At 61.4% G+C, this 24,790-nt stretch carries 1 protein-coding gene; it reads right to left on the minus strand.

The genetic code is table 11. From position 1 onward, the window contains the following. Window positions 1-33 precede the first annotated feature (33 nt). Window positions 34-23,940: an autotransporter-associated beta strand repeat-containing protein gene (locus BGE01nite_RS21105; protein ID WP_170266951.1), complete on the minus strand. Its 23,907-nt coding sequence runs from the start codon at window positions 23,938-23,940 to the stop codon at window positions 34-36. Window positions 23,941-24,790 lie beyond the last annotated feature (850 nt).

Consider the following 24,790-nt stretch of genomic DNA (forward strand, 5'->3'; position numbering starts at 1 on the left):
TTCTCAGATTTCAATGGAGGAAGCAGCTCACCCTCAGTCGCGACGGCGGCGACGGAAGAAGAGGGCCATCAGACCGAGCAGCATCAGCAACGCACGTCCCGGCTCAGGAACCACCACGACCACACCATACTGGACAAAGGCGCTGGTATCCCAGGCGAAGCCACCAGACAGAGTCGGAAGATCGAAGTCACCCAAGATGCCTCCGCTAGTGAAGCCCGTGCCAGCATTGAAGCCGCCGCCCATCGCACCAGCCCAGTCGATCAGGTTGAACACGTCCCCGTAGGCAGGTGTATAACCATTGTTGATGAGGCGGACTGTGCCAATGGTGCCCGGATTGGCACTGGTGTTGATGGTCAAGCCGCCAGCGACGTTGATGAAGTCGCTGTTACCCAGGGTCGGCACCGCATTCCAAAGTCCGACCTGGCTCGAATTGGCCCCGTCGGTGATGAAGGCCAGAGCATTCGCGTAACCACCCAGGTTACCCGCCTCATTGTAGGTCGCTGAGGTGAGTTGGAACTGCAGCTGGCCGTTCGCACCGATGCTCAGGCTGCTGCCCAGGTTCAGGCGGGCATTCGTGGCGCCGGAGTTGTCACCAGGAGTCAGCACCGCGATGTTGGTGCCCGCACCCTGCACCGTGACTGCGCCAGCCACGCTGCCCGTGCCCGTCAGAGTCGCGCCCGCATTCACTGTCACAGCACCCGCGCCGCTGAGGGCGGCAGTGCCAGCGGTGGCCGTGGTGCCAACCTGGAGCACACCACCGTTCACCGTGGTTGCGCCTGAGTAGGTGTTCGCAGCCGTGGTGGTCAGGGTTCCCGCACCAGACTTCGTGAGCGAGCCACCCGTGCTGGTCAGAGCGGTGGCGAAGGTCACGGCCTGGCTGTTGGTGTCAATGCTGACTGCCTGGCTGGCGGCAGTGCTGAAGCGGTTGGAGTAGTCGGTGGTGTTGTTCGTGGTGTATTGCAGTGTGCCACCGCCGAAGCTGACCGTTCCAGTGCTGCCAATGGCACCAGCACTATTCACCTGCAGCGTGCCGCCGTTGATGGCGGTGCCGCCCGTGTAAGTATTGGCACCCTCCATGATCAGCGTGCCAGCCGTGGTCTTGGTCAAGACGGCACCGTTGTTGATCTGGCCCACATTCTTCAAGGTGCCGCTCTGGAAATTGAGCGAGCCTGAGCCAGAACCGATCAAGGTGGCGCTGCCAATGTTAAAGCCAGCCATGTCGAGGGTGCCGCCATTAAGGGTCAAGGTGGTGTTTTCTGTCCCCGCACCGCCTGTGCGTGTGATGTTACCGCCCATAGTGAGCGTGCCGCCGGTGATGTTAATCGTCGAAGTGGACACCTTGGTGCCGCCGGTGTTGCCCGCGTTGGCCATGTTGATCGAGGCTGCGGTGACACTGCCACCGCTGATATTCAGAGTCGCGGTGGCGGCTCCGGTGCTGGCAATCGAAACACTGTTGATGGCCATTGTCACCGCACCGAGGCTTGCCGTGCCACCCCCGAGATTGATCGTGGAAGCAAGGGCTCCCGTGGTGAGGGTCGCTCCCGTGCGGCTCGTCATCACAGTGCTGGTCACGTCGAGCGTGCCAGTGTCAAAGGTGAAGGTTGAGGTGGCTCCGCCGGTCGTGCCACCGCTGCGGGCAGCGAGAGTCAGCGTGCTCAGGAGCAGATCCGCATTGTGTCCGCTCAGATCCACCGTGCTGGCCAGGGGGTTGGCGGTGGCACCGCTGCCGTTGGTCAGATTCATCACGGCCCTGCTGACACCGTCAAACGCGCGCACAGTCACCGTTCCAGTGCCGGTGGCAAAGCTCAGGTTGCCGATACCGCGATTGGTGTTGGCACCCACGTTGATCGTGTTGAAATTGAGCGCATTCGACGTGCTGCCCAGCTTGAGGGTCTGGACGATGTTCTGAGCGGTGGATTCACCGATATTGAGGGTGCCTGCCGCAATGGAGCTGACCGGAGCCAGCGTCAGGATTGATGAGCCAAATGTGGAGACAGCCGTCGTGTTCGCCGCGTCTCCGATGCGGAAGGTTCCACCGCTGCCCAGATTTGCCGTGAAGGAAGCCAGAGCTGACATGTTGACGATCGCAGCGTTGGTGTTGGTGCCGCCGGTGGCACCGCCGACCTGGAAGGTGCCTGCAGTTGCGCTCACCACAAGGTTGCCGCCGCCAGTGAAGTTAACATTGGTTGTGTCCGTCGCTGAGGTGTTCGAGCCAAGGGTCACGTTGCCATTCACCGTCAGGGTCTTGCCTGAAGCGACATTGATCGTGGAGCTGCTCCCGACCGTCTGGGTCGCAGCAACGAGGCCGGCGATGGTCTGGTTGAAGGCGCCAGTGTCCAGCGTGGCGACCAAGTTTGCAGTCCCAGTGGTGGTGTTGCCAACGGTCACGATGCTGTTCGGTGAGAATGCATTGTCAGCACCGCCGATCAACGAGCCTGCGACGACGGTCGTCGCACCCGCGTAGGTGGACAGGCCGCTGCCAGTCAGGGTGAGATTGCCCAAGCCGGACTTCGTCAGCAGAAGGTTTGCGGGCGTCGCGGCGACAATGGCTCCAGCAAAGGTGCTGTTCACCGTGTTAGGCGTCGTCGTGTCAGTGGCACTCGTGCCACCGACGGTCAGCGTCTTGGCGACACCGGAGTTGGTGATGAAGCCCGTGCCACTGATCGTCTGGATGGCCTCGTTGAAGGCGTTCAGGTCAAAGCCAGCGCCAGCGCTGATGGCCAGCGGGCTGGCGTTCGGGATCGCGTTGTCAACGCCCAGCTTCAGGATGCCGCCCGTGACCGCGATGCCCGCACCGCCGAGGACGTTGGAACTGTTGGAAAGGGTCAGCGTGCCTGCGCCCGCCTTAGTGAGGGCCGTGCCCGTAGCTGTGCTGCTGATGACACCGGCGAGGGTCGCATTCACCGCCGGGCTGGTGACGGTGATGGTGCGGCCGGTGGCACCGAGGTCGACGGTGCCATTGAGAACCACACCGTTGCCTGCCACGATGCCGCCGACCGTGAAGTCACCACTAACAGTGATCGGATTGGAAACGGTGCGGGCCGTGCCGTCGCTGAGAAGTGTCGTGCCGCCAGCAATCGTCAAGGTGCCCGTGCCCAGAGGTCCGCTGGTCACTGGCGTAGCAACAGTGGTCGGCGTCGAGTTGGCACCCAGGATCAGGCTGCCTTGGTTGAGAGTGAGGCCTGTGGTAAACGTGCTCTGGCCGCTGAGGGCGAGGGCACCCAGACCGCTTTTGGAGATCGCTCCGGTCATGCCCGCGTTCTGGGTGATCGGCGCGATGATGGTCAGGCCGGTCAGGCCGAGACCTTGGTTCACCATGATCACCGGATTGGCATTGCTGAACTGAAGGGCCGTCAGCGTGGCAGCGCCAGTGCTGATCGTCGGCACTGTGGCGAGGCTGTTGTTGCTGGCCGTGATAGGCGTGGCGCTGCTCAGCACCAGGGTGCTCGTGGCAGTCGTCGGTGTGCCGAGCGACAGAGTCGGATTGCCAATGCCGCCTTCGTTGGAGAAGATCACGCTGTCGAGGGTCTGCGTCGGGCCGGTGGTGTAGTTGGCCAGAGTGAGGCTACCGCCGCCGTTGATCGACACCACGCTCGTCGTAGCGATCTGGTTTGGTGTAGTGCTCATCGTTACCGCGGCATTGTTAATCGTCAGATTGCCAGGGATGGCGATGAAGGGACTTGTGGCCTGGAGGGTCATCGTGCCGTTCTGGACGAAGGTGCCGCCTGTGTAGGTGTTGCTGGCAAACGCGGGGGCCAGCCGGAGGGTGGCCGGACCATTGGACACCAGCGCAGCGCTGCCGATGATGGCGGCATTGATCTGAAGAACGTTCTGGTTGACGAAGAAATACAGATCCGTGCCAGTGCCAGAGATGGTGTTCGTGGCATCCGTTGCCGCGATGGTGCTCAGGAAGGCCGCGTTAGAAATCATGCCTACGTTCAGCGCCAAGGTGCTGGTCGTCGGCATGGTGATGGTCTGAGCCGCTCCGGGAACGAGGCGGATGGAGTTGGCGGTCTGGGCGCCTGCTGCAAGGGTGCGGGTGGTTCCGCCATCACTGTAGTTGCCCGTAGTCACAAGGGCGGCACTGAGGTCCGTGCCAGTGAAGCCCGGGGCCACAATGCCCTGCGTCGTCTGACTCATGACGGATACACCGTTATTAGTGAAGACGCCGTTGCCGCTGACGTAGGTGGCAAAGGTGTTGCCATCCGCCACGGCCCAGCCGCCGATCAAGTTGTTCTGCAGGTTGTTGAAGGTCAGCGTCGTGGCGGACTGGGCAGTGACGCCCGTGCCGGTGGTGATCGTGAAGGTCGTCGCACCGGTGATGCCGGTGATGAACGAGTTCGCCGGGATGCCGGTGCCGGTCACTGGAGCGCCAACAAATAATCCGGTCGTGGAAGGAACGGTGACGATGTTGCTGCCAGCGGTGGTCACACCGCCAGTGAGGGACAGGTTAATGATGGGGCTGCTAGCAGTGAGAGTCGTGGAAGACTGGGCCGTGACACCCGTGCCGGTTGTGATGGTGAAGGTCGTCGCGCTGGTGATGGCCGTGATTCGCGAGTTGGCAGGCAAGCCGGTGCCCGTCACCAGTCCGCCCACATAGAGACCAGCGGTGGAAGGCACCGTGACAATGTTGCTGCCAGCGGTGGTCACCGCGCTTGCAACAGTCTGACCGATGGAGTTGATCACCACCTGGCCGTTCTGGGTCAGACCCTGGCCGCCGATGGTGGAGACACCGGAGGAGTTGTTGGTGGTGAAGCCGTTGAAGTTGATACCGCTGTGGTTCGTGTTGTCGCGGGTCAGGGCACCAATGGTCAGCTTCACGGTGCTGCCTTCATTGATATAAGGCAGAACGTTGATGGTGTTGTTGCCGCCGGTGACCGCAATGGAGTTCAGAGCCACCGTGGTGTCGGTGGAGCCAGCTCCGTTGATGTTGAAGGAACTGCCCAGCATGGTCACGGGGTTGTTCGCGGCGATACGCACCGGGTTCGGGTTGCCATTCGGATTGAGGCCGAAGTTGTCCCAGTTCAGAGTGCCATAGTTCAGGCTCAGACCCGCCGTGCTGGCGATGCTGCCTGAATCACGTAGTTGCAAGGTGCCGCCGCGGACAACGGTGACACCTGTGTAGGTGCTGGCGGTGGTCAGCGTGGTGGTGTTGTTCCCCGCACGTGTAAAGGCCAGATTGCCGGAGATCTGCCCGCTGAAGGTGCCGCCGCCAATGGAAGTCAGCGTGGCCGCAGTGACGCTGGAGTTGGTGACCGTGCCGCCGTTGCCAGGCAGAGGATTGACGGCCAAAAGCACGTTAACCGCCTGGTTGTTGCCCTTCAGATCGACAACCGCGCCGATGCCGTTCACATTAAGAGAGTTTGTCGCGGCCGCCCCTGTGGTGGGTGTCACCACCAAGGTGTTTTCCGCGCCAGAGTTCAAGTTCACCGTGCCGTCATTCACCGCCAAGGTTCCGGTGAACAGCGTCTGATTGTTGAAGTTCAGGGTGCCCGCACCGGCCTTGAGGATGCCGGCGGTGTTGTTCAGACCAAAGCGGCCGTTCAGATTCATCACCGCGGTGCCAACTGTGTGAATAGCCCAGGCCGTGCCGGCCGTGCCGTTCAGCGTGCCAATGTTCACATCGGCGACAGACCCGTCGAGAGCTAGCGCGGCGTTAATCGTCAGGCTGAGAGCAAGGAGACCGCCATTCGGGCCATACGAACCAAAGGTGGTGCTGTCCAAGGCGGAGCTCAGGGTGCTCGCACCACCTATTGTGAGGGTGTTGGCCGCCCGGTTTGCCGGGAGGGCGGTCGTCGCTGCATTGATGCCAGCGTTCTGAGTTGAGGCCCAGGTGGCCTGCGTCAGGTTGTATTCAGTGGAGGCGAGACCTGCGGCACCGCCGAGCGCTCGATACAGACCAGTGACGGTGTCGCGGACGAGGAAGCCGGTGCCGACGCCAGTGGCGGAGGCATCTGCCAGGATGTCACGGCGGACAGCCATGGTGGAGGTGCCGGTTGCGCCTGTTCCCTGGCTGCCCAGGAGGCTCGGCGTGGTGATGGTCAGCGTGGCGTTGCCAGCGGCTGCGGCAGTGCCTCCAATGCCGCGGATCAAACCGGAGCCCGTGCCGTCCTCGGCAGCGAGGGTGGTAACAGTCAGGTTCAACTGTGATCCAGCGTTGGCGTTTAGAGTGATGACGCCGCCACCGTTGGTGAAGTCGAGCGTGGTGATGACTTCCACTGTGTTGCTGGCGTCGTTGCCGTTGCCATCGATGATAAGGGAGCCGCCCTGGAGGTTCAGAGTGCCCGCCACATTCAGGCCGAGGCGGTTGTTCACATTGCTGGCGGAGGCCAGGCTGTTGTTGACGCGGAGGGTGCCGCCAACGTTGACATTGAAGGTTCCGCCGCCGGACTGCGCGGTGCCTGCGAAGGCCTTCCCTGCGCCCGTGTAGTTCAGCTCACCACCATTGATGGTGATGGCGCCCGTAGAGCCCGTGGCGAAGCTCTGCGCGGAGGTCATGGACATAACTCCAGTGCCGATCTTTTGCAGCGCCGTGGAGCCGACTACCGCGTCGCTGAAGCGGGCGATTTGGCCGGAGAACGTGGTCGAAGTATTGTCAAATCCGAAAGTCACCGTCGCCGCCGTCGTGCTGCTGTTAAAGACAGTGCCGGATCCTGCCAGGGATCCCCAAGTGGTCGCGAGGCCGTTGAGGTTGAAGTGCGTGCCAGCACCCAGCGTCAGGGCAGAGAGGCGGGAGCCGCCGTTGGTGACACCCGTGCGGATACCGCCAGTGGTGACCTGCGTCGGACCTGAGTAGTGCGCCTGCGCGTTGAACTGCAAGACGCCGTTGCCAGTCTTGTTGATACCACCGGTGCTACCCACGATGCTCTGCAGGGCGAGGCTAGCAAGAAGCGGAGCGGGCTGGACGCCGTTGACGGTGATCGGCGCGATGTTCAGCGTCTTCATTGTGGTGCCGAAATCCACGCGGCCCACGATGATGTTGGAGTTGGTCACGTTCGCCGAGGTCGCCACGATGCCGTCGCTACCGATGGTGAGGACACCCGTGGCGCCGGAACCACCCGTCGCTGGCTGGGCGAAGGTGTTGATCTGCACGTTGCTGGCACCACCGCCGATGTTGTTGAACACAAGGCCGGTGATGGTGTTGTCACCAAAGAGGTTCAAGACACTGCCGCCACCGTTCAGGGTGACGATGTTGCCAGCGGCGATGGCGCCCGCAGCATTCATTGTGGCAGTGCCGCCGCTGATGACGAGGCCGTTGGCCGGAATAGTGGCCAGCGGAATGAGGCTGGTCGTCGCCACATTGAGAACGCCCTGGTTCACCACCGTGCCACCGGTGTAGGTGTTGGTGCCGGCAAGTGTCACAGTGTTCGCACCGCTCTTGATGAGCGTCATGCCGGAGCCGGTGATCACGCTGTTGATCACATGCGGGCCCGTGCCCTGAGAATAGACGAAGAGCTCGGGACCGCCGCTGGTCAGACTGCCCTGGTTGACAGCGCTGCCGATGTTCTGCTGTGCGGTGCTGAAGAACAGCAAGCCGCCGCTGGACAGGGTGAGGGTCTTGCCAGCAGCGATGTTCACGGTCTGGGTGGCAATATTGCCAACGCGCAGGCTGTTGATCATCTGATCATTCGGGACAGACAGGATGTTGCCAGTGACAGGAGCGTTGATACTAACATTGTCAGTCGTGGCCGCAGTGGCGATGGTCGAGGGAACAGAGGTAGGATTGGAATACTGTAGCGCCCCGGTGGCCCCCATGGCAGCAACGCCCAAGCCGGGCACGTAGGTGGCGAAATCGCTGGTGCCGATGACGGCCCAGCCACCAATAATTTCATTGACCAGACCGCCGCCCAGCGTGGCAGTCGAGACACCGTTGATTTCCGAGATCATGATGCGCGCGCTGCTGCCGATCTGGCCACCAGTGGCCGCTGTGAAGTTCACCGTGCCGCCACCCGTCGTGCGATTGAGGCCTGCCAGCATGAGGTCGGCGGAGTTGATGCCCGTGCCGCCCACTGTGGAGTTGAGGAAGGAGTTGCCCTGTGCCAGGGTGACCACGCCGACCTGTTCCGAGGACGCGGTCTGCACACGTCCCTGGAAGGCGAGCGTGCCGCCTCGCAGGGTGATGGCCGCCGCGTCCCTGATACGGTTGGAAAGGTCCGTGGTGCTTGTGTTGTTGTCGAGCGTCAGGCTCGCAAAGTTGATATCGATGCCAGAAGTTCCAGAGAAGCTGGCGTCGTCGCGCAGCGTGGTGGCACCACCGTTGATCACCGTCGTGCCGGTGTAGGTCTGCGGCGAGTAGATCGTCAGGATGGCCTGGCCGGAACGGACGAAGTTCACCGAATCCTGGATGGAGCCAGCCCAGTTGCGGTTCGTGGCGTCCTGATTGACAACAAAGTTGCCCGTGCCGGTGCTGGAGGTGATAATGCCCCCCGCGCCGCTCACCGTGCCATCCGTGAACAGGCTCAGGATCTGCTGGGTGTTGCCGTTCAAGTCGAGCGTGCCGCCATTGATGGCCATGAAGTTGTTGGCCTGGATGGTGTTGGTGCCGCCATTGAGCTTCAGGGTGCCCTGGTTGATGACCAGCTGCCCAGAATAGTTATTAATGCCAGTGCTCAGCCCGGTCAGCGCCGCGAGGCCGGTGGTGGTCGTCGTCGGTGTGCTGAGCGTGAGTGTGCCAGCGCCCGCCTTGACAAAGCCGACGGCTCCGTTGGCCGTACCATTGCCGCCGATCAGCGAGCTGGTGATGGAGAGATCCCCCACCGTCCAGATGTTCAGCGGAGAGTTGCCTGCGGGCTGGTTGATGACCGCACCGCCGATGGTGGAGGTGCTGCCCGAGCGCACTAAGATGCCGCCGCTGCTCAAGCTGAGCTGGGCAAACGGATTGGTGCTGCCGGTGTTCGCACTTGCATCGATGGTCAGCGAGTTTGGAGCAATGGTGGCGGAGATGTTCGTGGTCGCGCCGCTATTGAGCAGCACGTTTTGGTTCGCGGTGATGGTATTGGCCGTGCCGTATTCACCCGCTGCCAGGGGACGCAGGATGGCGGTGGTGAAGGCTGTGCCGTCGCCAGTGGCGAAGGAGGTGCCGCTGCCAGTGGCGCTCGAGTCGATCAGCGCCCAAGGAAGGATGCCCTTGGTGTTGCTGCCATTGGCGCCGCCCTGACCGTTGAACTGGAAGCCGTTGGTCGAGCCCGAGTTCCGGACGGTGGCCACGCCGTTGGCCGCTGCCTGTCCCAGATTGGTGCCACGGAAGAGCACCGAGGTGCCGGTCGGTCCCGTGCCGTTGTTCTGGGCGGCCGCGAACCCAGTGCTCTGGGAAGAGGTGGTGAAGAGCAGGTTTGCCTGGGCACCGGTCTGGGCGGTCACCGTGATCACGGAGAGGCCGCGGGCCATCGTTGGCGTTGCGAAGGTCTCCGTGGTGTTGACGGTCTCGTTGCCGACGAGGTTAAAGTTGCCGCCACGGAACGTGATGTTGCGAGTGGTGCCGAAACGGTCGTTAACATTGATACCAGTGCCGCCAAGGGCGGCCGTACGGTTGTCCAGCGTCAGGGTGGCCCCCACGTCCACGGTCAGGGTCCCCGTGGCGGCTCCCACTGGTCCCAGGGTTCCTGGTCCAGCGAGAGTAGTGGTGCCACCGAAGAGATTGACGGTCTGCGACGCAGCAAGGGCGGGATTGGCCACATTAATGTTCAGGATGCCGTTGCCAAGCTTGTTAAACGTACCGCCGTTGTTCAGAGCCGTCTGCAGGTTGACCGTGCCAGCTCCAGCGAACGTGATGGAGTTCGCACCCGGCGCGTTGTAAGTGCCGGTAAGATTCAGCGTCGAACCTGACTGGGCGCCATAAGTCGCGGCAGCACCGCTAGTCTGGGTGATGGCACCGGAGTATGTGTTAACGCCGCTCACGCTCTCAATGATGCCGCCGTTGTTGATGCCGGTGGAAGTGGCGGTGAGGGTGAAGGGATTGGAGACCGTGACACCGCCGGAGAGTTGCAGGGCCGCACCGGTGGCATTGGCGATGGTGATGGTTCCCGAGCCGAGGGCGCTGTTATTCAGCGCGCGAATGGCGCCGGCATTGATGGTCACCGCGCCAGTCATGGTGCTGTTGTTCGCATTGATGGCCAGCACACCGTTGTCGTTCTTGATCAGCGTGTTGGTCGGAGCAGAAAGTGAGAACGGAGCCGTCAGACTCAGGACGTTGCCCACGGTCACTTCAAACGCGTTGTTCACGGTGTTCAAGATGAAAGTGCGGCCGGTGGTGAAGGTCCCCGTGGCGCGGAAAGCCGTTCCCAGAGCGCCATCGCCGTCAAGCGTGATGGTGTTCGCAGAATTCCCGAGGGCGCCGTCTGAGTCGGCCGCGAGGACGCCGTTGAGCACGTCGATCGTTGCCCCCACACCGCCAAAGGTGTTTCCACTGTTGGTGAACGCCAGAGTTCCAAGGCCGGACTTCACCATGCTGAAGCCGCTGGTGTCAGAAACAACGCCGCTAAGGGTGAGGCCCGCGACCACATTGGACGCGGAAGCGTTGGTGACGGAGAAGTGTGAGGCACCCGTCGTCAAGCTGGTGGTGCCGGTGAATTCCAGACCGTAGCCATTGAGGTTATTGACGGCGAGGATGCTGCCGTTGTTGATCAGATTCACCTTTTGCAGCGTCTTGTTGCGGGCATTCGGCGCACCGCCGGAACGATTGACGGTGATCGCCGTGTCCGCAGTCAGGTTGAGATTGCCACCCAGGGCAAGGCTCTGGGGAGTTCCAAGCTGGTTGCCGTCTGCACTGAAGATCAAACCACCAGCGATGTTGATGGTGCCGTTATAGTTGCCAACGTTCAGGGTGCCAAGGCCACCCTTGTTGATCACGTCGCTGGCGAGTGAGTTGATCACATTACCGATCGTAACAATCGTCTGCGGGGCAGTCACCGTGGCGTTCCAGGTGCTAGGCAGAATGGTGTTACCGTTCAAGGTCAGGTTGTTCGTGCCGTTGAAGGTGGTGTTCCCCTGGAACACAAAGTCATTGGTCACAGCGAAGGCGCCCGTGGAAACCAGGGTGGTGTTCGCAGCCATGGTCACTGTGCCCGTGCCCAGCGGACCACTAATGAGAGCATCACCCAAGTTCGCTCCGATGCTGCTCGCGCCGATCACAAGACCGCCTGCGCTCACATTGACTCCGCCGGCAAAGGTGCTCGACGCATTGCTCAGCTGGAGCAGGCCGGGGCCGGACTTCACGATGCCGCCGTTCTGGAGCAGCGCGCTGATGTTAAAACCAGCCTGCCATGGCGCGGTATCCACACCGTTCACCACCGCGGCTCCGATGGAGATCGGATAAGTCGCGTTGGCGTTCAGATCCAATGTGCCAGTGCCGATGGTGGCAATCGTGCCAGGGCTGCTGGTGGTGACGGTGATGCCGCCCGCACCCGTGAGAGTGAGGATGCCGGTGGGGTTCACGGTCGGGGCCGAGCCACCGTTATTATCAATCGTCAGGGTGGTCAGCGAGTTGTTGCCCGCCAGTGTGACGGAAGCACCGCCGCCGAGGGTCAGCGCCTGTGAAGGGATCACACCGCCCGCCGTCTGTGTGAAGATGCCGTTCTTCACCGTCAGGCCGCCGCTGCCGAGGGTGCCGGTGGCGCCCAGCGTGATGGCGCCAGAGTTGATCACCGTGCCACCGGTGTAGGTGTTGGTGCCGTTCAGGGTCACCGCGCCCGTGGCCACAGTCTCACCCAGCTGACCGGAGCCAAAGATGGTGCGCACCGCGCCAGTGCCATTGTTGGTGATCGCAGCGCCGATGGTGACGGTGCGTCCCGCGCCGCCTAAATTCGCGTGGTGGATGAAGAAGTCGCTCGGATTGTTGAGCGTGCCGCTGGTCAGGTTACCGTTGGTGATGGAGTGGTCGATGTTATCGGTGCCCTGGGCCATCAGCAAACCGCCGCCCTGGAGGATCAGGGTGTTGCCGCCCAGGTTCAGGACGGTGGCGGTGGACTGCGAGGCAAAGGCCAGCGTGTTCGCCGTGGTGTTGCCCAGAAGCGTGGTGGTGCCTGCATTAGTGAAGCGCACGTTGTCCGTGGCCAGCGGGTTGCTGTTCAGGCCATTGCCTGCGTAACCGGCGTAACCTGTGTCGTTCAGGCGGCCGACGCCGTAGTTGACATCGTAGCTGGCGAACTCGCGGTCGGAGATGGCCCAGGCGCCGATGATGTTGTTCGTCAGGGTCGGATTGGCCGTGATAAACAGGCGGTTGCTGCTGCCTAGCGCGCCGGTGGCGTTGAATCGGATGGTGGAGGTGTTGTCCGTGCGGGCCAGTGAGGCGATGGTGACGTCAATCGAGTTGATGTTGGTGCCGCCAGCGCTGGTGGTGAGGATGTTCTGGCCACCGGCGAGGGTGATCGAGCCCAGGGTTTCGGAGGAGAGTGAGGCCTGACGCCCCGTGATGGCAATCGCCCCGCCAACCAGGGTGATCGGAGCCGTGTCGCTCACGCGGTTGCCATGGTCCGCGAAGCTGGTGCCGTTGTTGGTGAGGTTCAGCGCGCCATAACGGATCTCGATCGGCTGGTTGGTGTTTGGCAGGGTGGCGAAGTCACTGAGAGTGACCGAGCCGCCGGTGATCAAGGTCGGGCCGGTGTAGGTCTGCGGCTGCTGTAGGTTGAGCGATCCTGTGCCGGTCTTGTTCAGGAAGATGTTGCCAGCGATCACACCACCAAAGTTAGTGTTGCCGTTAATCGTCAGCGTGGACTGGGTGCCGGAGCTGTTTGTCACCGTGCCCCCCACGACGCCCACGCCCGTACCAGCCGCGGCGCTGGAAAGGCCCGCCATGAACTGGCTGTTGCCATTCAGTTCAAGGGTGCCGCCGTTGTTCACCGCCACACCATTGTTGAAGAGCATCGTGTTGTTGCCGCCGGAGAGAGTCAGCATGCCAGCATTCACATAGGTCGTGCCAGACACGAACTGCGGGGCGTTAAAGATCAGGTTGCCGGTCAGGTTCTTGGAGAGACCGCCGGAGCCGTTCATCCCGCTGTTCACCGTCAGCGTCTGGCCGCTCTGCACGTGGATGATGGCCTCGTTCGCAGCAAAAGTCACAATGGGGACATTGAGGAAGGCGCCGCCGGTGCCGTTGGCAAGGATGGTGCCGCTGGTCAGGGTCAACGCGCTGGGTGGGTTGCCGCCCAGGCCACCCACCGCCGCAGTGCCGTTCAGGGTCAGGGCGTTGAGTGTCGCGTTGCCAGTGAGGGAGTTCAGCGTGGAGGGCGTCGCCTTGAAGGTCGACGTCGTCGTCGCGCTGAGGATATTCGTCGCCACGGAGTAGCCGGTGAAGGCAACAATGCCGTTGGTTGCGTTGTAGCTGGCCAGCTCATTGCCATTGACGGTGACACGGTTCAGGATGCCCGTTGTCGCCGGGGTCAGGGTGACTGCGGCGGTGGACTTCACAAAGTTGGTCGCCGTGCCAAAGGTGCCTGTGACATTCAGGGTGCCGCCTGCGGCGCCTGCGAAGCTTGCGAAAGTCAGCGAAGAGGTGCCGCTGCCGCCGTTGTTGATGGTGTTTCCACCCTGGTCGTAAATGAGGGCGCCCGCGAGTTCCGTCGAATTGTTGGCAATGAAGTCAAAGTTGCCGCCCTGTAGGGTCAGCGCGCGTCCGGTGAGACGGCTCGCGGTGTTCGTGCCGCTGTTGTCCAGACGCATCGTCGCACCGCTCTGCACGATGTTCACCGCACCTGCGGAGTTGGTTGTTCCCGCGCCGTTGAGCACCAGCGTCCCGCGGTGCACCTGCACACCGCCGGTGGTCATCACGCCGCCAAAGGCCGCCGTGTTGATCGTCAGGGTGCCCGCGCCGTATTTGTCAAAGCCGAACAGAATGCCGGTTTCGCCACCCGTCACGTTGATGTTGCCTTCCGCATTAAACTGCAGGCGGTGCGAGCCGGTGGCGGTGATGAGGCCGGTGATGTTCAGCGTGCTGCCCGTGCGCGCGCCGATCGTGGCGTCGAATGGCATGGCGATGCCGCCGGAATAGGTGTTCGTGCCGGACACGTTTTCCAGCTGGCCGCCGAAGTTGATACCTGCATAGAGCTGGTTGGCAGTGCCCTGCAGGTTCAGCGGATTGCTGATGGTGACGCCACCAGCGAGCTGGAGAGCCGCGCCGATCGCCGCTGCCGCAGGCGCGACGGAGATCGTGCCTGTGCCTGCAGCATTGGTGAGGGTGTTGTTGTCGAGCAACACCGCGCCCTGGGTGATGTTGATACCGCCCGTCCAGCTTGGGTTGTTAACATTGAGAGCCAGGGTGCCCATGTCCGCCTTGGTCAGCACAGCCGCGTTGCCCGCACCGGAGTTCAGGTCGAATGCACTGCCAATCGTCAGCGTCTTGCCGTTGCTGACTTCGATCGTCCGGGTGTTCGCCGTGCCGGCAAACTGGATGGTGTGGTTCAGGGTGAAGGTGTCCGTGGCACGCAGTGTGGAGGTGCCGGTGGAGGGATTCAGCACCACGAGGTTGGCGGCATTGCCAAGCTGTGCGTCAGCGTTCACTGAAACCACGCCCTGGGTGATGTTGATGTTGCCGGTGAACGTGTTGTTGGCCGGAGTGGCGTTGTTGATCACCATCGTGCCAGCGCCGGACTTGGTGAAGCCGGTGCCCGTGAGGTTGCCACTCAGGTAGAGGCCCTGCGTCACGTTGGAGTTCGTGGCATTCACCACATTGAAGACCGGGGAGCTGCCGAAGGCCACCGCGCCTGCGTAGCCAAGGCCGTAACCATTGGTGTTCGTCACAGTGAGGCCGGTGCCAATGTTGGAGATGCTGGCCGGTGTGATGATCTTGTTCGCCGGAGTCGGGAACGGAATCGCGCCACCCGCACGGTTCACCACGATGTTTGGCACGATGCCGGCATCAAAGATCACATTGCCCGGGAGCGCGATGTTCTGCACGGAGCCAGTGCCATCGCCGTCGTGGAGCAGCTGCACCTGGTTCTGGTTGCCCAGCGCGGACGCATTGAAGTCACCCGTGTAGCCAGTGGCGTTGAAGATCAGCGTGCCGGGGCCGGTCTTGTTAAAGCTGGTGATGCTGCCGATGTTCGGGATCTTGCCAAGCAGGGCCACGGTCAGGAACGGATTGTCCACCTGGATCGTCGGGGTGGGGCCCGCGAGACCGGCGCCAGTGAGCGTGCCGTTGAGGGTCAGCGTCCACACGGTGCTGGCGGTGCTGTCAAAGATCGGAGTGCCTGCAAAGGCCACATTGTTGCCAAAGCTGCGGCTGGCGTCCGTGACGAAATAGGTGCCTGCGGCCGCCGTGATTGAAGCATTGCCGAAAGGCCCGCTTGTCAGCCCTGCGCCGCCCTGGGTCGGAGCACTGCTGGTGCCCACAAGAAGCCCGCCGTTCTGGAGGTCGAGGCTGCCATAAAAGGTGTTGGCACCTGACAACTGCAGCAAACCAGCTCCCGTCTTGACGAGGGTCGTGCTGCCGGTGCTGTTGATGACGGCGGAGATGTTCATCGAGGGGCTAATCCTGCTGAGCACTTCAGAGCCGACCTGGATGGCACCGATGTTGAAGGTCTTGGTGCCGGACAGCGTCACCGTGCCTGCGATCGTGGGCACCGAGCCGAGGTTGTTGCTCGTCACGGTGACCGGCGTGGCGCCGGTCAGGGTCAGGCTGCCGCCGGTGTTCACCGTAGGCGTGCCGGTGCCCCCGGTGTTGTTAAAGTTCAGGCTGACGAGGGAGTTGTTGCCAACAAGGTTCAGTGTCGAACTGTCATTCAGGGTGACCGAGTTGCCCGCGGCGATCTGGCCCGCGTTCGTGTTCATCGTGAGCGTCGCGCCGCTTAGCGTTACGCCGCCCGTCGGAATGACGACGCCCGAGCCCACCAAGTTCACGGTGCCCTGGTTGAAAATGGTGCCGCCTGTGTAGGTGTTGTTGCCGGAGAGATTGAGCGTGCCAGCGCCAGATTTCACCAGTGTCACCGCGCCGCCGGCGGCGTTGTTGGTGATTACCGAGTGGACAATGACGTTGGCCGTTCCAGGTGTGAAGGCGATGCTGCCGCCGGTAGCTGTGGCATTCTGGCTGATCGTCACCTGCGTTGCGCTGTCAACCGACACGACATAGGAGCCGGCGGGAATGTTGGTGCCTGTGATCGTCATGCCGGGGGAGAAGACCGCGTTGGAGGGCACGGTGACGACTGGAGATCCCGCCGTTGTAGAGCCCGTCGCAGCCAGAGCGGTAGCCGTAGTGTTTGCACTGTAAATGACCAGCTCTGCAGGGCTGGCCGTGGTCCCGGCGGTCAGAACGCCACGGGTGGCAAAGCTGCCGATGGTGGTGGCCGCCGCCTGGTTGCTGCGGAGGAGACCGCCGGTTTCCAAGGTCAGCATGGTGCTGCCGCTTGCAAACGTGATGTCATTGTTGGAGACACCTCCGAGGCGCAGCGCGCCGGTGGTGGTGTTGGCGGAAATGGGCTGCGAGGTCGGCGCAGCATTGTTGATGAACTGCGTGACGTTGCCCGGAGCAAAGGTGGTGTCGTAACCACGCGCCAACGCGTAGCCGAAAGCTCCCATTCCCGTGATCGGATCATAGGTGGCAAAGTCCGTCGCGTTGGCAATCGCCCACGCTCCAAGCATGCCATTGGAGAGCGTGGTCGGCGTGCTCGTGATGTAAAGGTGGTTGTTATTACCGCTGGTGCCGAAGCCCTGGTTGACAGTGAAATTGGCCGTTGTGCCGGCCGCCCGGGTCAGGCTTGCGATCGTGAGATCCGCCGCCAGGTTGAACAAGTTGCTGCCCGCATTGTTCGCAGCGTTGACGTTGATGGTGGACGCCCCTTCGACAAGCGAGATGGCGCCAAGCGTTTCCGAGCCAACCCCGAACCGTGCCTGGTAGGTGATGGTGCCGCCACGCAGCGTGATGGGTGCCGCGTCGTTGACGCGGTTGTTATTCGCCATCTGGAGGCTCGCATTGCTGTCGAGGTTCAGGGTCGCGAAATTGACGTTGATGGCCGAGGTGTTGAGTAGCGTGGCGTTGTCACGCAGGGTCAGCGTGCCGCCCGTCACCCAGGTTTCGCCGGTGTAGGCCAGAGGGCTTTCTGCCGTCAGCGTGTTGCCGCCGAACTTGTTCATCGTGATCGCACCGGTGATCCCACCGCCGTAGGCCACGTTGCCGTTGTTCGAGAAGACCGCCGCAGCCGCGCTGGTGATGGTCCCGCCGGAACCGGGGATGTTCCCCCCGCCAAAGGCGCCGACCACCTGGTTGCCGCCATTGAGGTCGAGAGTGGCGCCTGGGTTGACGACCAGCGTCTGGTTCAGGAAGAGGGTGTTGTTGCTAGTGCTGAGCGTGGTCGTGCCTCCGTTCAACGTGGTCGTGCCAGCGTAGAACTGCGGCGTTGTGATGTTCATCGCGCCGGGCAGGTTTTTGGTCAGGCCCGCAGTGCCGGTGAGAATGCCGGTGACATTCAAAGTCGTGCCGCTGGCCACATGGAACTGGCCTTCCGCACCAAGCGCGGTGCGGGCGGCAAGGGTCTGCGTGCCGGCTTTCACCAGCAGCCCGCCCGAGGTAATGGTCAGCACGGAGCCGTTGCTGCTGCCGCCATTGCTCACGGTGGGAGCGCCCGTGTCAAACGCCAGGGCGTTGATGGTCCTGCTCGCGGTGAGAGCACCAACCGTCGTGGTGCCGTCCAGCTTCAGCGTGTCGGTCGTGCCCGCCGAATTGATGTTGGCCGGGGTCACATAGCCGGTGAAGGCCGCGATGCCATTCGCTCCGTAGGTGGCAAAGTCACTGCCGCTAACCGTCACACGTGGGAGGATGCCTGTGGTCGCCGGAAGCAAAGTCGGGGCCGTGGTGAACAGCAGCTTAGTGGTCGCCGTGCCAACTCCACCGGTGACATCGAGCGCGGCACCGGCGGCCGTCATCGTCAGCGTGCTGAAGCTCAGGGAGCTGGTGCCGCCGTTGTTGGTGATGTTGATGGTGCTGCCACCCGATCCGATCGTCAGGCCGCTGGTGTTAGCTTCTGCGGTGCCGGCGGTGTTGCCAGTCAAGTTCAGTGTAGCACCGTTGAGTGTCAGTGCACGGTTGCCGAGACGGTTCAGAACGTTCGTCCCAACGTTGTCCAGTGTCAGGATCGCCTGACTGACGGTTGCCGCGCCAGTGGTGCCGATGGTAGCCCCATTGCTCACTGTGGTAGTGCCGCCCTGGAAGATCGCCGTGCCTGTCCAGGAGTTCGCCGCAGCGCCGTTCAGGTTCAGCGCGCCCGTGCCGCTGTAAGTCACATTGCTCGCCGTGGAACCAGCAGCGGCATCGTTGCGGATGATGCCAGAGATGTTTGTGGTGCCAATACCACTGAGAGTCAGGGTGCGGGCTGTGATAGTGGCGTCCACTGAGAGGTTGACTGGACCAGAGATGGTCAGGCCGGTTCCGGCTGTAATGTCATTCTGGAGGGTGCGGTTGCCACCCAACTGGCCCAGAGAACCGGAGAAAGTGATCGGGTTGCTGCCATTGACAATGGCTGTGCTACCATTCACACGGGCTGTGCCGGCAAAGGTTCCACTTCCCACTGTCGCTGTGGCACGCAATTCACCGCCATTGAGGTCAAATGTCTGAGCGGTGCCCAAGGCGCCAGCTTTGTCCAAGACCAGAATGCCTTGGCGCAGCTCGCCGCTGCCCGCGAGAAGGTTTGGCGATCCTCCCGTAAGCGTGGTGGTGGCCGAGCTGGCGGTGTTGATCACCAAACCAACCGTGCCGCCGCCGCCGCCAGCTCCCTGCAGGATGCCGCTCACGGTCGTGTTGCCTGTGCCAGTGATCGCCAATGTGCGTGTTGTGCTGGTCTCAGCACTGTTGAAAGCTCCTGAAATGGTCAGCCCGGCAGGATTGGTGATGGTGTTGTTGATGGTCCACGGGTTGCCAGTGTTACCCGTGATGGTGGAGGACACCGAGATCGGGTTGGAGCCGGTGAAAGCCACCTGCGTGTTTGAGGCGATCTGGAGCGCACGCGCGATTGTGAGTGTCGAGGAAGCATTGGTGGAATAAATGCCACCATTGCTAACCACAATGGCTCCTGTGCCGGGCGCGCCCAGGCCGGAGGCGGCGTTCACACCAATCAGACCGCCGTTGATGGACAGGTTGCCGGTGAAGGTGTTGTTGCCGGTGAGTTCCCAAACGCCGCCGTCGGCCTTGGTCACGGAGAGTGCCCCGGTATTGTCCAACAAATTGCTGGTGATGGTGTTTCCATCAATGCTGATACCGCGGATCGTCAACGTTTTCGCCGTCGTATTGCCATTGGAGAAATTGGTAAGGACAAGCGGGCCACTGCCACCGGCGTCGATGGTCGCGCTAGCGGTGAGGCTGATGCTTCGGGTGGTCTGCTCACCCGTGCCCACATAGAACAACTGGCCGCCCGCAAGGGTGAGCGCGCCGCCACCGACGTTGGTGCCCAGACTGGTGGCTGTGTCGCCAGCAGCACCAACGGACTGCACGAAGAGGTTACCGGCAGTAATGGTGGTGCCGCCCACGTAGGTGTTTGCTGCGCCGACAATGAGCGTTCCGCTGCCGGTTTTGTTCAGCGTTCCGCCTGTGCCGCCGCTGATCACGCCGGACACGTAAGCGAAATCAAGCCCGGTGTTGCCGTTGTCATCCACCTGAATGGTGCGCGCCGCAGTGCCCAGGTTGATTGCGTTTTGCAGTTCCACGTCCGCAAAGGCCGAGGTGGAACTGAGGATTATGGTGCTACCGGCTGTCGGAGCGGTGCCAAGATTGATCGTGCCACCGCCAAGGTTGACGGTGAGCTTGGAATCGCTGGCGGAAAAGCCGCCACCTGTGAGCTGCACCTGGTTGGCGCCGGTGCCCATGGTCTTGGTAAAGCTGCCACTGGTCTGGATAACACCACCGCTGAGCACAAGATTGCTGTTGGCCGAGAAGCCCTGGACAGCCGCGCCCTGCGGCGCCACCTGCAATGCGCCGCCGGAGATGGTGGTGGCACCGGAGTAAGTGTTGGAGGTCAGCGGATTCAGAATCCACAGGCCCGCATCTGCCTTGGTCAGCGACAGCGCTTCGTTGGCGTTGGGGTTATCCCGCAGACGGATGCGGATCTCGTTGTCGCCGGTTGAGTCACCGCCCAATGTGAAGGTGCGCACGCCGGCACCGGAAAAAGCCAGGTCCGCCGTGTTGTTGAAAATCAAAGCGGCGTTGTTGCCCGCGCGGGCAGCGGTGATGTTGCCATAACTGCCGAACGAGTAGATGCCGCCACTGCCTGCAAGTGTGAAGAGGCGGTTGGTGCTGACCGACGGTGTCTGCGTGGCGGTGACAGCGCCACCGCTGTTTGTACCCACGTAGCGCAGATTGCCGCCATTGAAGACAAGGCTTGCCGCGTTGCTAGTGGCATCGGTGGCGTCACCAGCGCCGATGCCGCTCGCCACGCCGATGTTTGCGATGTTTGGCAGGTCCAGGTTGCCGCCGAGGATGGTCACAGGTCCGGTGAAAGTGTTTGCCGCGCTAAGCACCGAGGTGCCGGTGCCAGCCTTGACCAGCGCAATCTTGGCGGTGGCTCCATCTGTGATCAGACCGGTGAACAAACCGCCCGTGTTGTTGTTGCCGAAACGCAGAAGCGCTGTGCCGCTGGCCGCGCTGTTGGTGATAATGCCGGCGCCGTTGAAGGCGTTCAGACCGCTGCTGGCGCCTGCGCTGCCAACGCTGAAGCCGTTCAGATCCAGAGTGGTCCCCTGGCGCATCATCAGGCCTGCATTCGTGCCGCCGAGGCCATTGGCGTTGCCAAGCCGGACGGTGCCTTCATTGATGGTCGTGGTGCCAGTGTAGGTGTTTGCACCGCTCAAGATCAAAGTTCCAGTGCCTGCCTTGGTTACGCCACCCGTGCCGGCGGTGGTGGTGTTGTTGCCGGTAATCACAGAGCTGATGGTCAGTGTGTTCGCTGCCGCACCCTTGCCACCGGTGATGATGGCGAGCTCCTGATTCGCTGCGGAAACAAGAATGTTCTGGCCGCTGATGACAGAGGCTCCATTGGCGTTGTCATGCAGGATGCCGCCCACCGCAGTCGTTCCTGTGGAGGTGATGGTCAGGTTACCGGTGCCGAGCGTCAGGCTGGCTCCGTCCGCGAAACGAATCGAGTTCGCAGCCACGGCTCCCGTGGTCGTGGTATTGGCATTGAGAAGATAGTTGGTGGTCGCTGAACCGGTCGCCGTCGGGAATGCTGTGCTCGAACCAAGTGCCGTGATGTTCGTGTTGGCAGCAGGGGTGGCGGCAAAGTCAATTGCCTCGCTCACCGGATCGGTGATGTAGGCGAAGCCACCAATGATGCCGTTCACTCCTGTAGGCGGTGTGGCAAACTGGATGCCAGTGCCAGTGCCCGGTGCAAAATTGACCGTCGAACCCGTCGGCCGGGAAAACGTGAGGGTCGCTCCGCTCGAAATGGTCTGCGCCGCACTCACCACAAACTGGGTGCCGTTGGTGATGCTAGTGATGGTTGCTGCCGCGCTGCCGCCACCCAAGACCATGCCGACTGACAATCCTGCGGTGCTCGCCACGGTGATCGTGCTGGAGGCACTGGAGGCCGCCGTCGTCGCAATACTTGAACCCAGCGATGCGAAGTTCAGGATCGTGGAACCGCTCGCGCCTGGCGTCACCTTGATAGTGCCCTGGCCAGCCACCAAGTTCAGAGGCCCGACCTGCTCTGTGCTTCCCGTAGAGAAGCCCTGATACTCAAGAACGCCGCCAGCCCAGTTATTCAAGTTCAGCGCATCCGGAGCAAAGCCGACCGCGCTTCCATTGTTGATTACGTCCAGACCATTGCCGCTCCCCGCGCTTGGCTTGACCTGCAGAAGACCGCCCGAAACCGTGACATTTCCGGTAAAATTTGTCACTGCGCCAAAGGTGAGCGAGGTGGCCGCTGCAACAGCCGTGCTGATGTTGTTGTTGATGGTGATGCTGACACCAGGAGTGATGGCCGTGATCACCGAGCCGCCGGGAACGTTCGTGCCGGTGACGGACTGTCCCAGAACAAGCCCGGTCGTGCTGGACATCGGGATCACTCCGGTATTCGTCGCGCTTGCTGCGGCACCGCTGTTGATGGCACCACCCGCCGCGTAGTTGGCAGCTGCCGGGCTGTAAAGCCAGGTGCCGCTGCCAATCTTAGCCAAGTTTGTGGGGTTGGCGGTGGTGTTGTTCTGGATGACACCATTGACCGTGTTCACAATGGCTGCGCCAGCGCTGCCGCCAAGGAACAACGTCTTCAGGCCAGCTCCGCCGGCCGCCACGTTGCTGCTCACGACAAGCGCGGTCGGCGCCGTGCCAGCCTGATTGCCGAGCAGAACGCCAGCACCTGTGGTGCCGCTAAGATTGATCACCTTGGTCAGGGTCTCACCAGCACCGGTGCCGGAAGTGCCAAGATAGCTGACAGCACCAGCATTCAGCTGCACCGCGCCGCTCGCCGTCGTGGTGTTGAAGACACCGTAAGAATTGATGATCGCCGTGCCTGTGACGTTCGCGCTGCCGGTGAAAGTGCCCGCTGTGCCCTGAAGGGTCACCGTTCCTGTGCCGCCCTTGGTGAAAATATGCGCGCCACCACCCGTGCGCAGGAAGTTGCCGCTCAGGAGCGAGTCCGCATTGCCCTGAATCGCAAAGGTTCGCGTGGTGCCGTCGCCCTGGCTCCACATGGTCGGCGCGTTGATCGTCAGCAGGCCGCTGGAGTTGTTGTTGATGGTGACGCCGTTGGCGCCGCCGCCGCTGAAGGTGTTGACGCCGTCACCCATCGTCGTGTTGTATCCGTCACGACCCGAAAGGTTGAATGTCACACCGAGGTTGGCGATGGCACGGCCAAAAGTGACTGTCTGATTCAGTCCGCTGCCACCCAGCGCACGGTTCACAAAGATCCCGCCCGTGTTATTGTCACGAAAACGGATGTTGCGCGTGCTGAAGTCAGGGGTGTCGGTGTTGATTTCAAGAGTGCCGCCCACAAGGTCGATCGCCGTTGTTGAGGTGCTCAGGCCCAGCGCGGAATTCGTTGAAACACGGATCGTGCCGGAATCAATGCGGGTGTCGCTCACATAGTTGTTGTTGGGGTTCTGCAGCCACAGGGTTGTGCCAATGTTAGTCCCCGACTTGATAAAGCGGTCTGTGGACACGTTGCCGCCGGTGACCAGCCCACTGACGATAAAGTTGCCATTGCCGACCGTGGCAAAAGAGTTGCCTGTGGGGATGCCCAGGGTGCCGGAAAGGGTCAGGTTACCGTAGTTGTTGGCAACGTTGGCGGCCGAACCGTTTGCGAAGGCAAAGTTGCTCGAAATCGTGTTGTTGTAACCAATGTTGACCAGTGCGGCCGTGGAGGAGTTCGCGTAGTTCAGCGCACGGCCTGCAAGGGCGAGGTTTTTATTGAAGGTCATGCTCCCAAGACCGCCCTGAAGAATCAACTGCCCGCCCGAATAGCCAGCCGCGCCATAGCCATTGACCGCAATCAGATTGCTGTTGCCAAGCTGTAACTGATTGGTGACAACCAAACCTCCTTGGTTCACAAGCGTGGTGCCGGAATAATTATTGGAGTTGTTGCTGAGCACTAGCACACCATTGCCCGTCTTGTACAAACCTGATGTTCCCGAGATCTGTGAACTGATGGTCGCCCGATCCCCCAGTTCCGTCACTTTGATTTCCCCGATTCCGCCCAAGGTCAGCACGTTTGATGCGAGGGTGTAACCCGTGGTGTTAAAAATCAGCCCGCCAGCCGTGATCGCTTCGGTCAAAGTGACGGTTCCAGGAGTGCCTCCGAAGATGGCAATGTTGTTATTGCCATTGGTCCAGAGGCCACCACCATTCCATTGTGGGCTGGAGGTATTCCAGTTTCCGGCATTGCCATCCCAGGTGAAATCAGCACCACGGACCTGCACACTCCAAAGCGCCAGCTGCGCCAGGAGAACGGACGAGACCATTTTTTTCCACAGAGGCTGGCGCAGGGTCCGTGTCAGGCGCTCTGGAATGGAGTTGGTTGGGTGACTGTTCTTCATGGCAGGAAAAGGGTCAGGGGAACGAAAATAGCGGGAAAGGTAAAGCGGGCAGGGAAACAACTCAGCGGCAGATCGGTTCGGCAAAAAAATCGGAAAAATCGAAAACGAACGAACCGCCATCTTGAACAGATGGCGGCAGCGCATGTCTCACGATGACTGGCCTACGGCTGGAAAAGGTCATAAACTCCTGATACACAGGGGATAACCAACAGGGTGGAAGGATTTCCACAGACCGCGCCAGAGATTGTTTCAACAGCAATATTGGTTGGGCGACGGCTGACGATTAAAGTCATTTCAAGGTTGGAGACCAGATGTAAACACCTGTGAAGGGCAATTGCCAAGAAAAATCTTACACTCTGGCACGGTTTTACCGCCACACTTCCCAACCGCTGAAACTTTGAAGATCAAGGGCTTATGCAGCCGCGATCACTTTAGACATATTAAAAGTCAGGATCGCCATTGCGACTCGGAGTCAGGCTCATCCAAACCTCCATTGTGGCGCTATATGCTACACATTATTTTCTTAGTAGTGGCAGTCTCTAAACACATTTGATCGAGCTTATTCACCCCTTAAGATCAATGATTCAATCATCAAATCTATCCAAATCCATATTTATAACAGACTTTTGATTAGAATTAGTATCTAAATCTAAACCAACCAAAGTCGCCAGATGCAGCTCAGACAGGGGGGCCATTTTCCCCGCAGGCGCAGCTTTGTCGTGTCGGCGGGCCGGTTACGCCACTCCATGGCTGGCATGGCCACAAAAATCCCCCTTCGGCAAGCCTTGAAGGTGTTAATGGTGTCAAATAGAGCCCTGCTGAAGCCGATTTCCTCCTCCGAGGTAATCAG

This window comes from Prosthecobacter gellanilyticus (genome assembly GCF_007992435.1).
In the GTDB taxonomy this organism is placed as follows: domain Bacteria; phylum Verrucomicrobiota; class Verrucomicrobiia; order Verrucomicrobiales; family Verrucomicrobiaceae; genus Prosthecobacter; species Prosthecobacter gellanilyticus.

Excerpts from the sequence above, each read along its gene's own strand:
- BGE01nite_RS21105 (WP_170266951.1), bottom strand. The coding sequence starts at position 23,940 with ATGAAGAACAGTCACCCAACCAACTCCATTCCAGAGCGCCTGACACGG.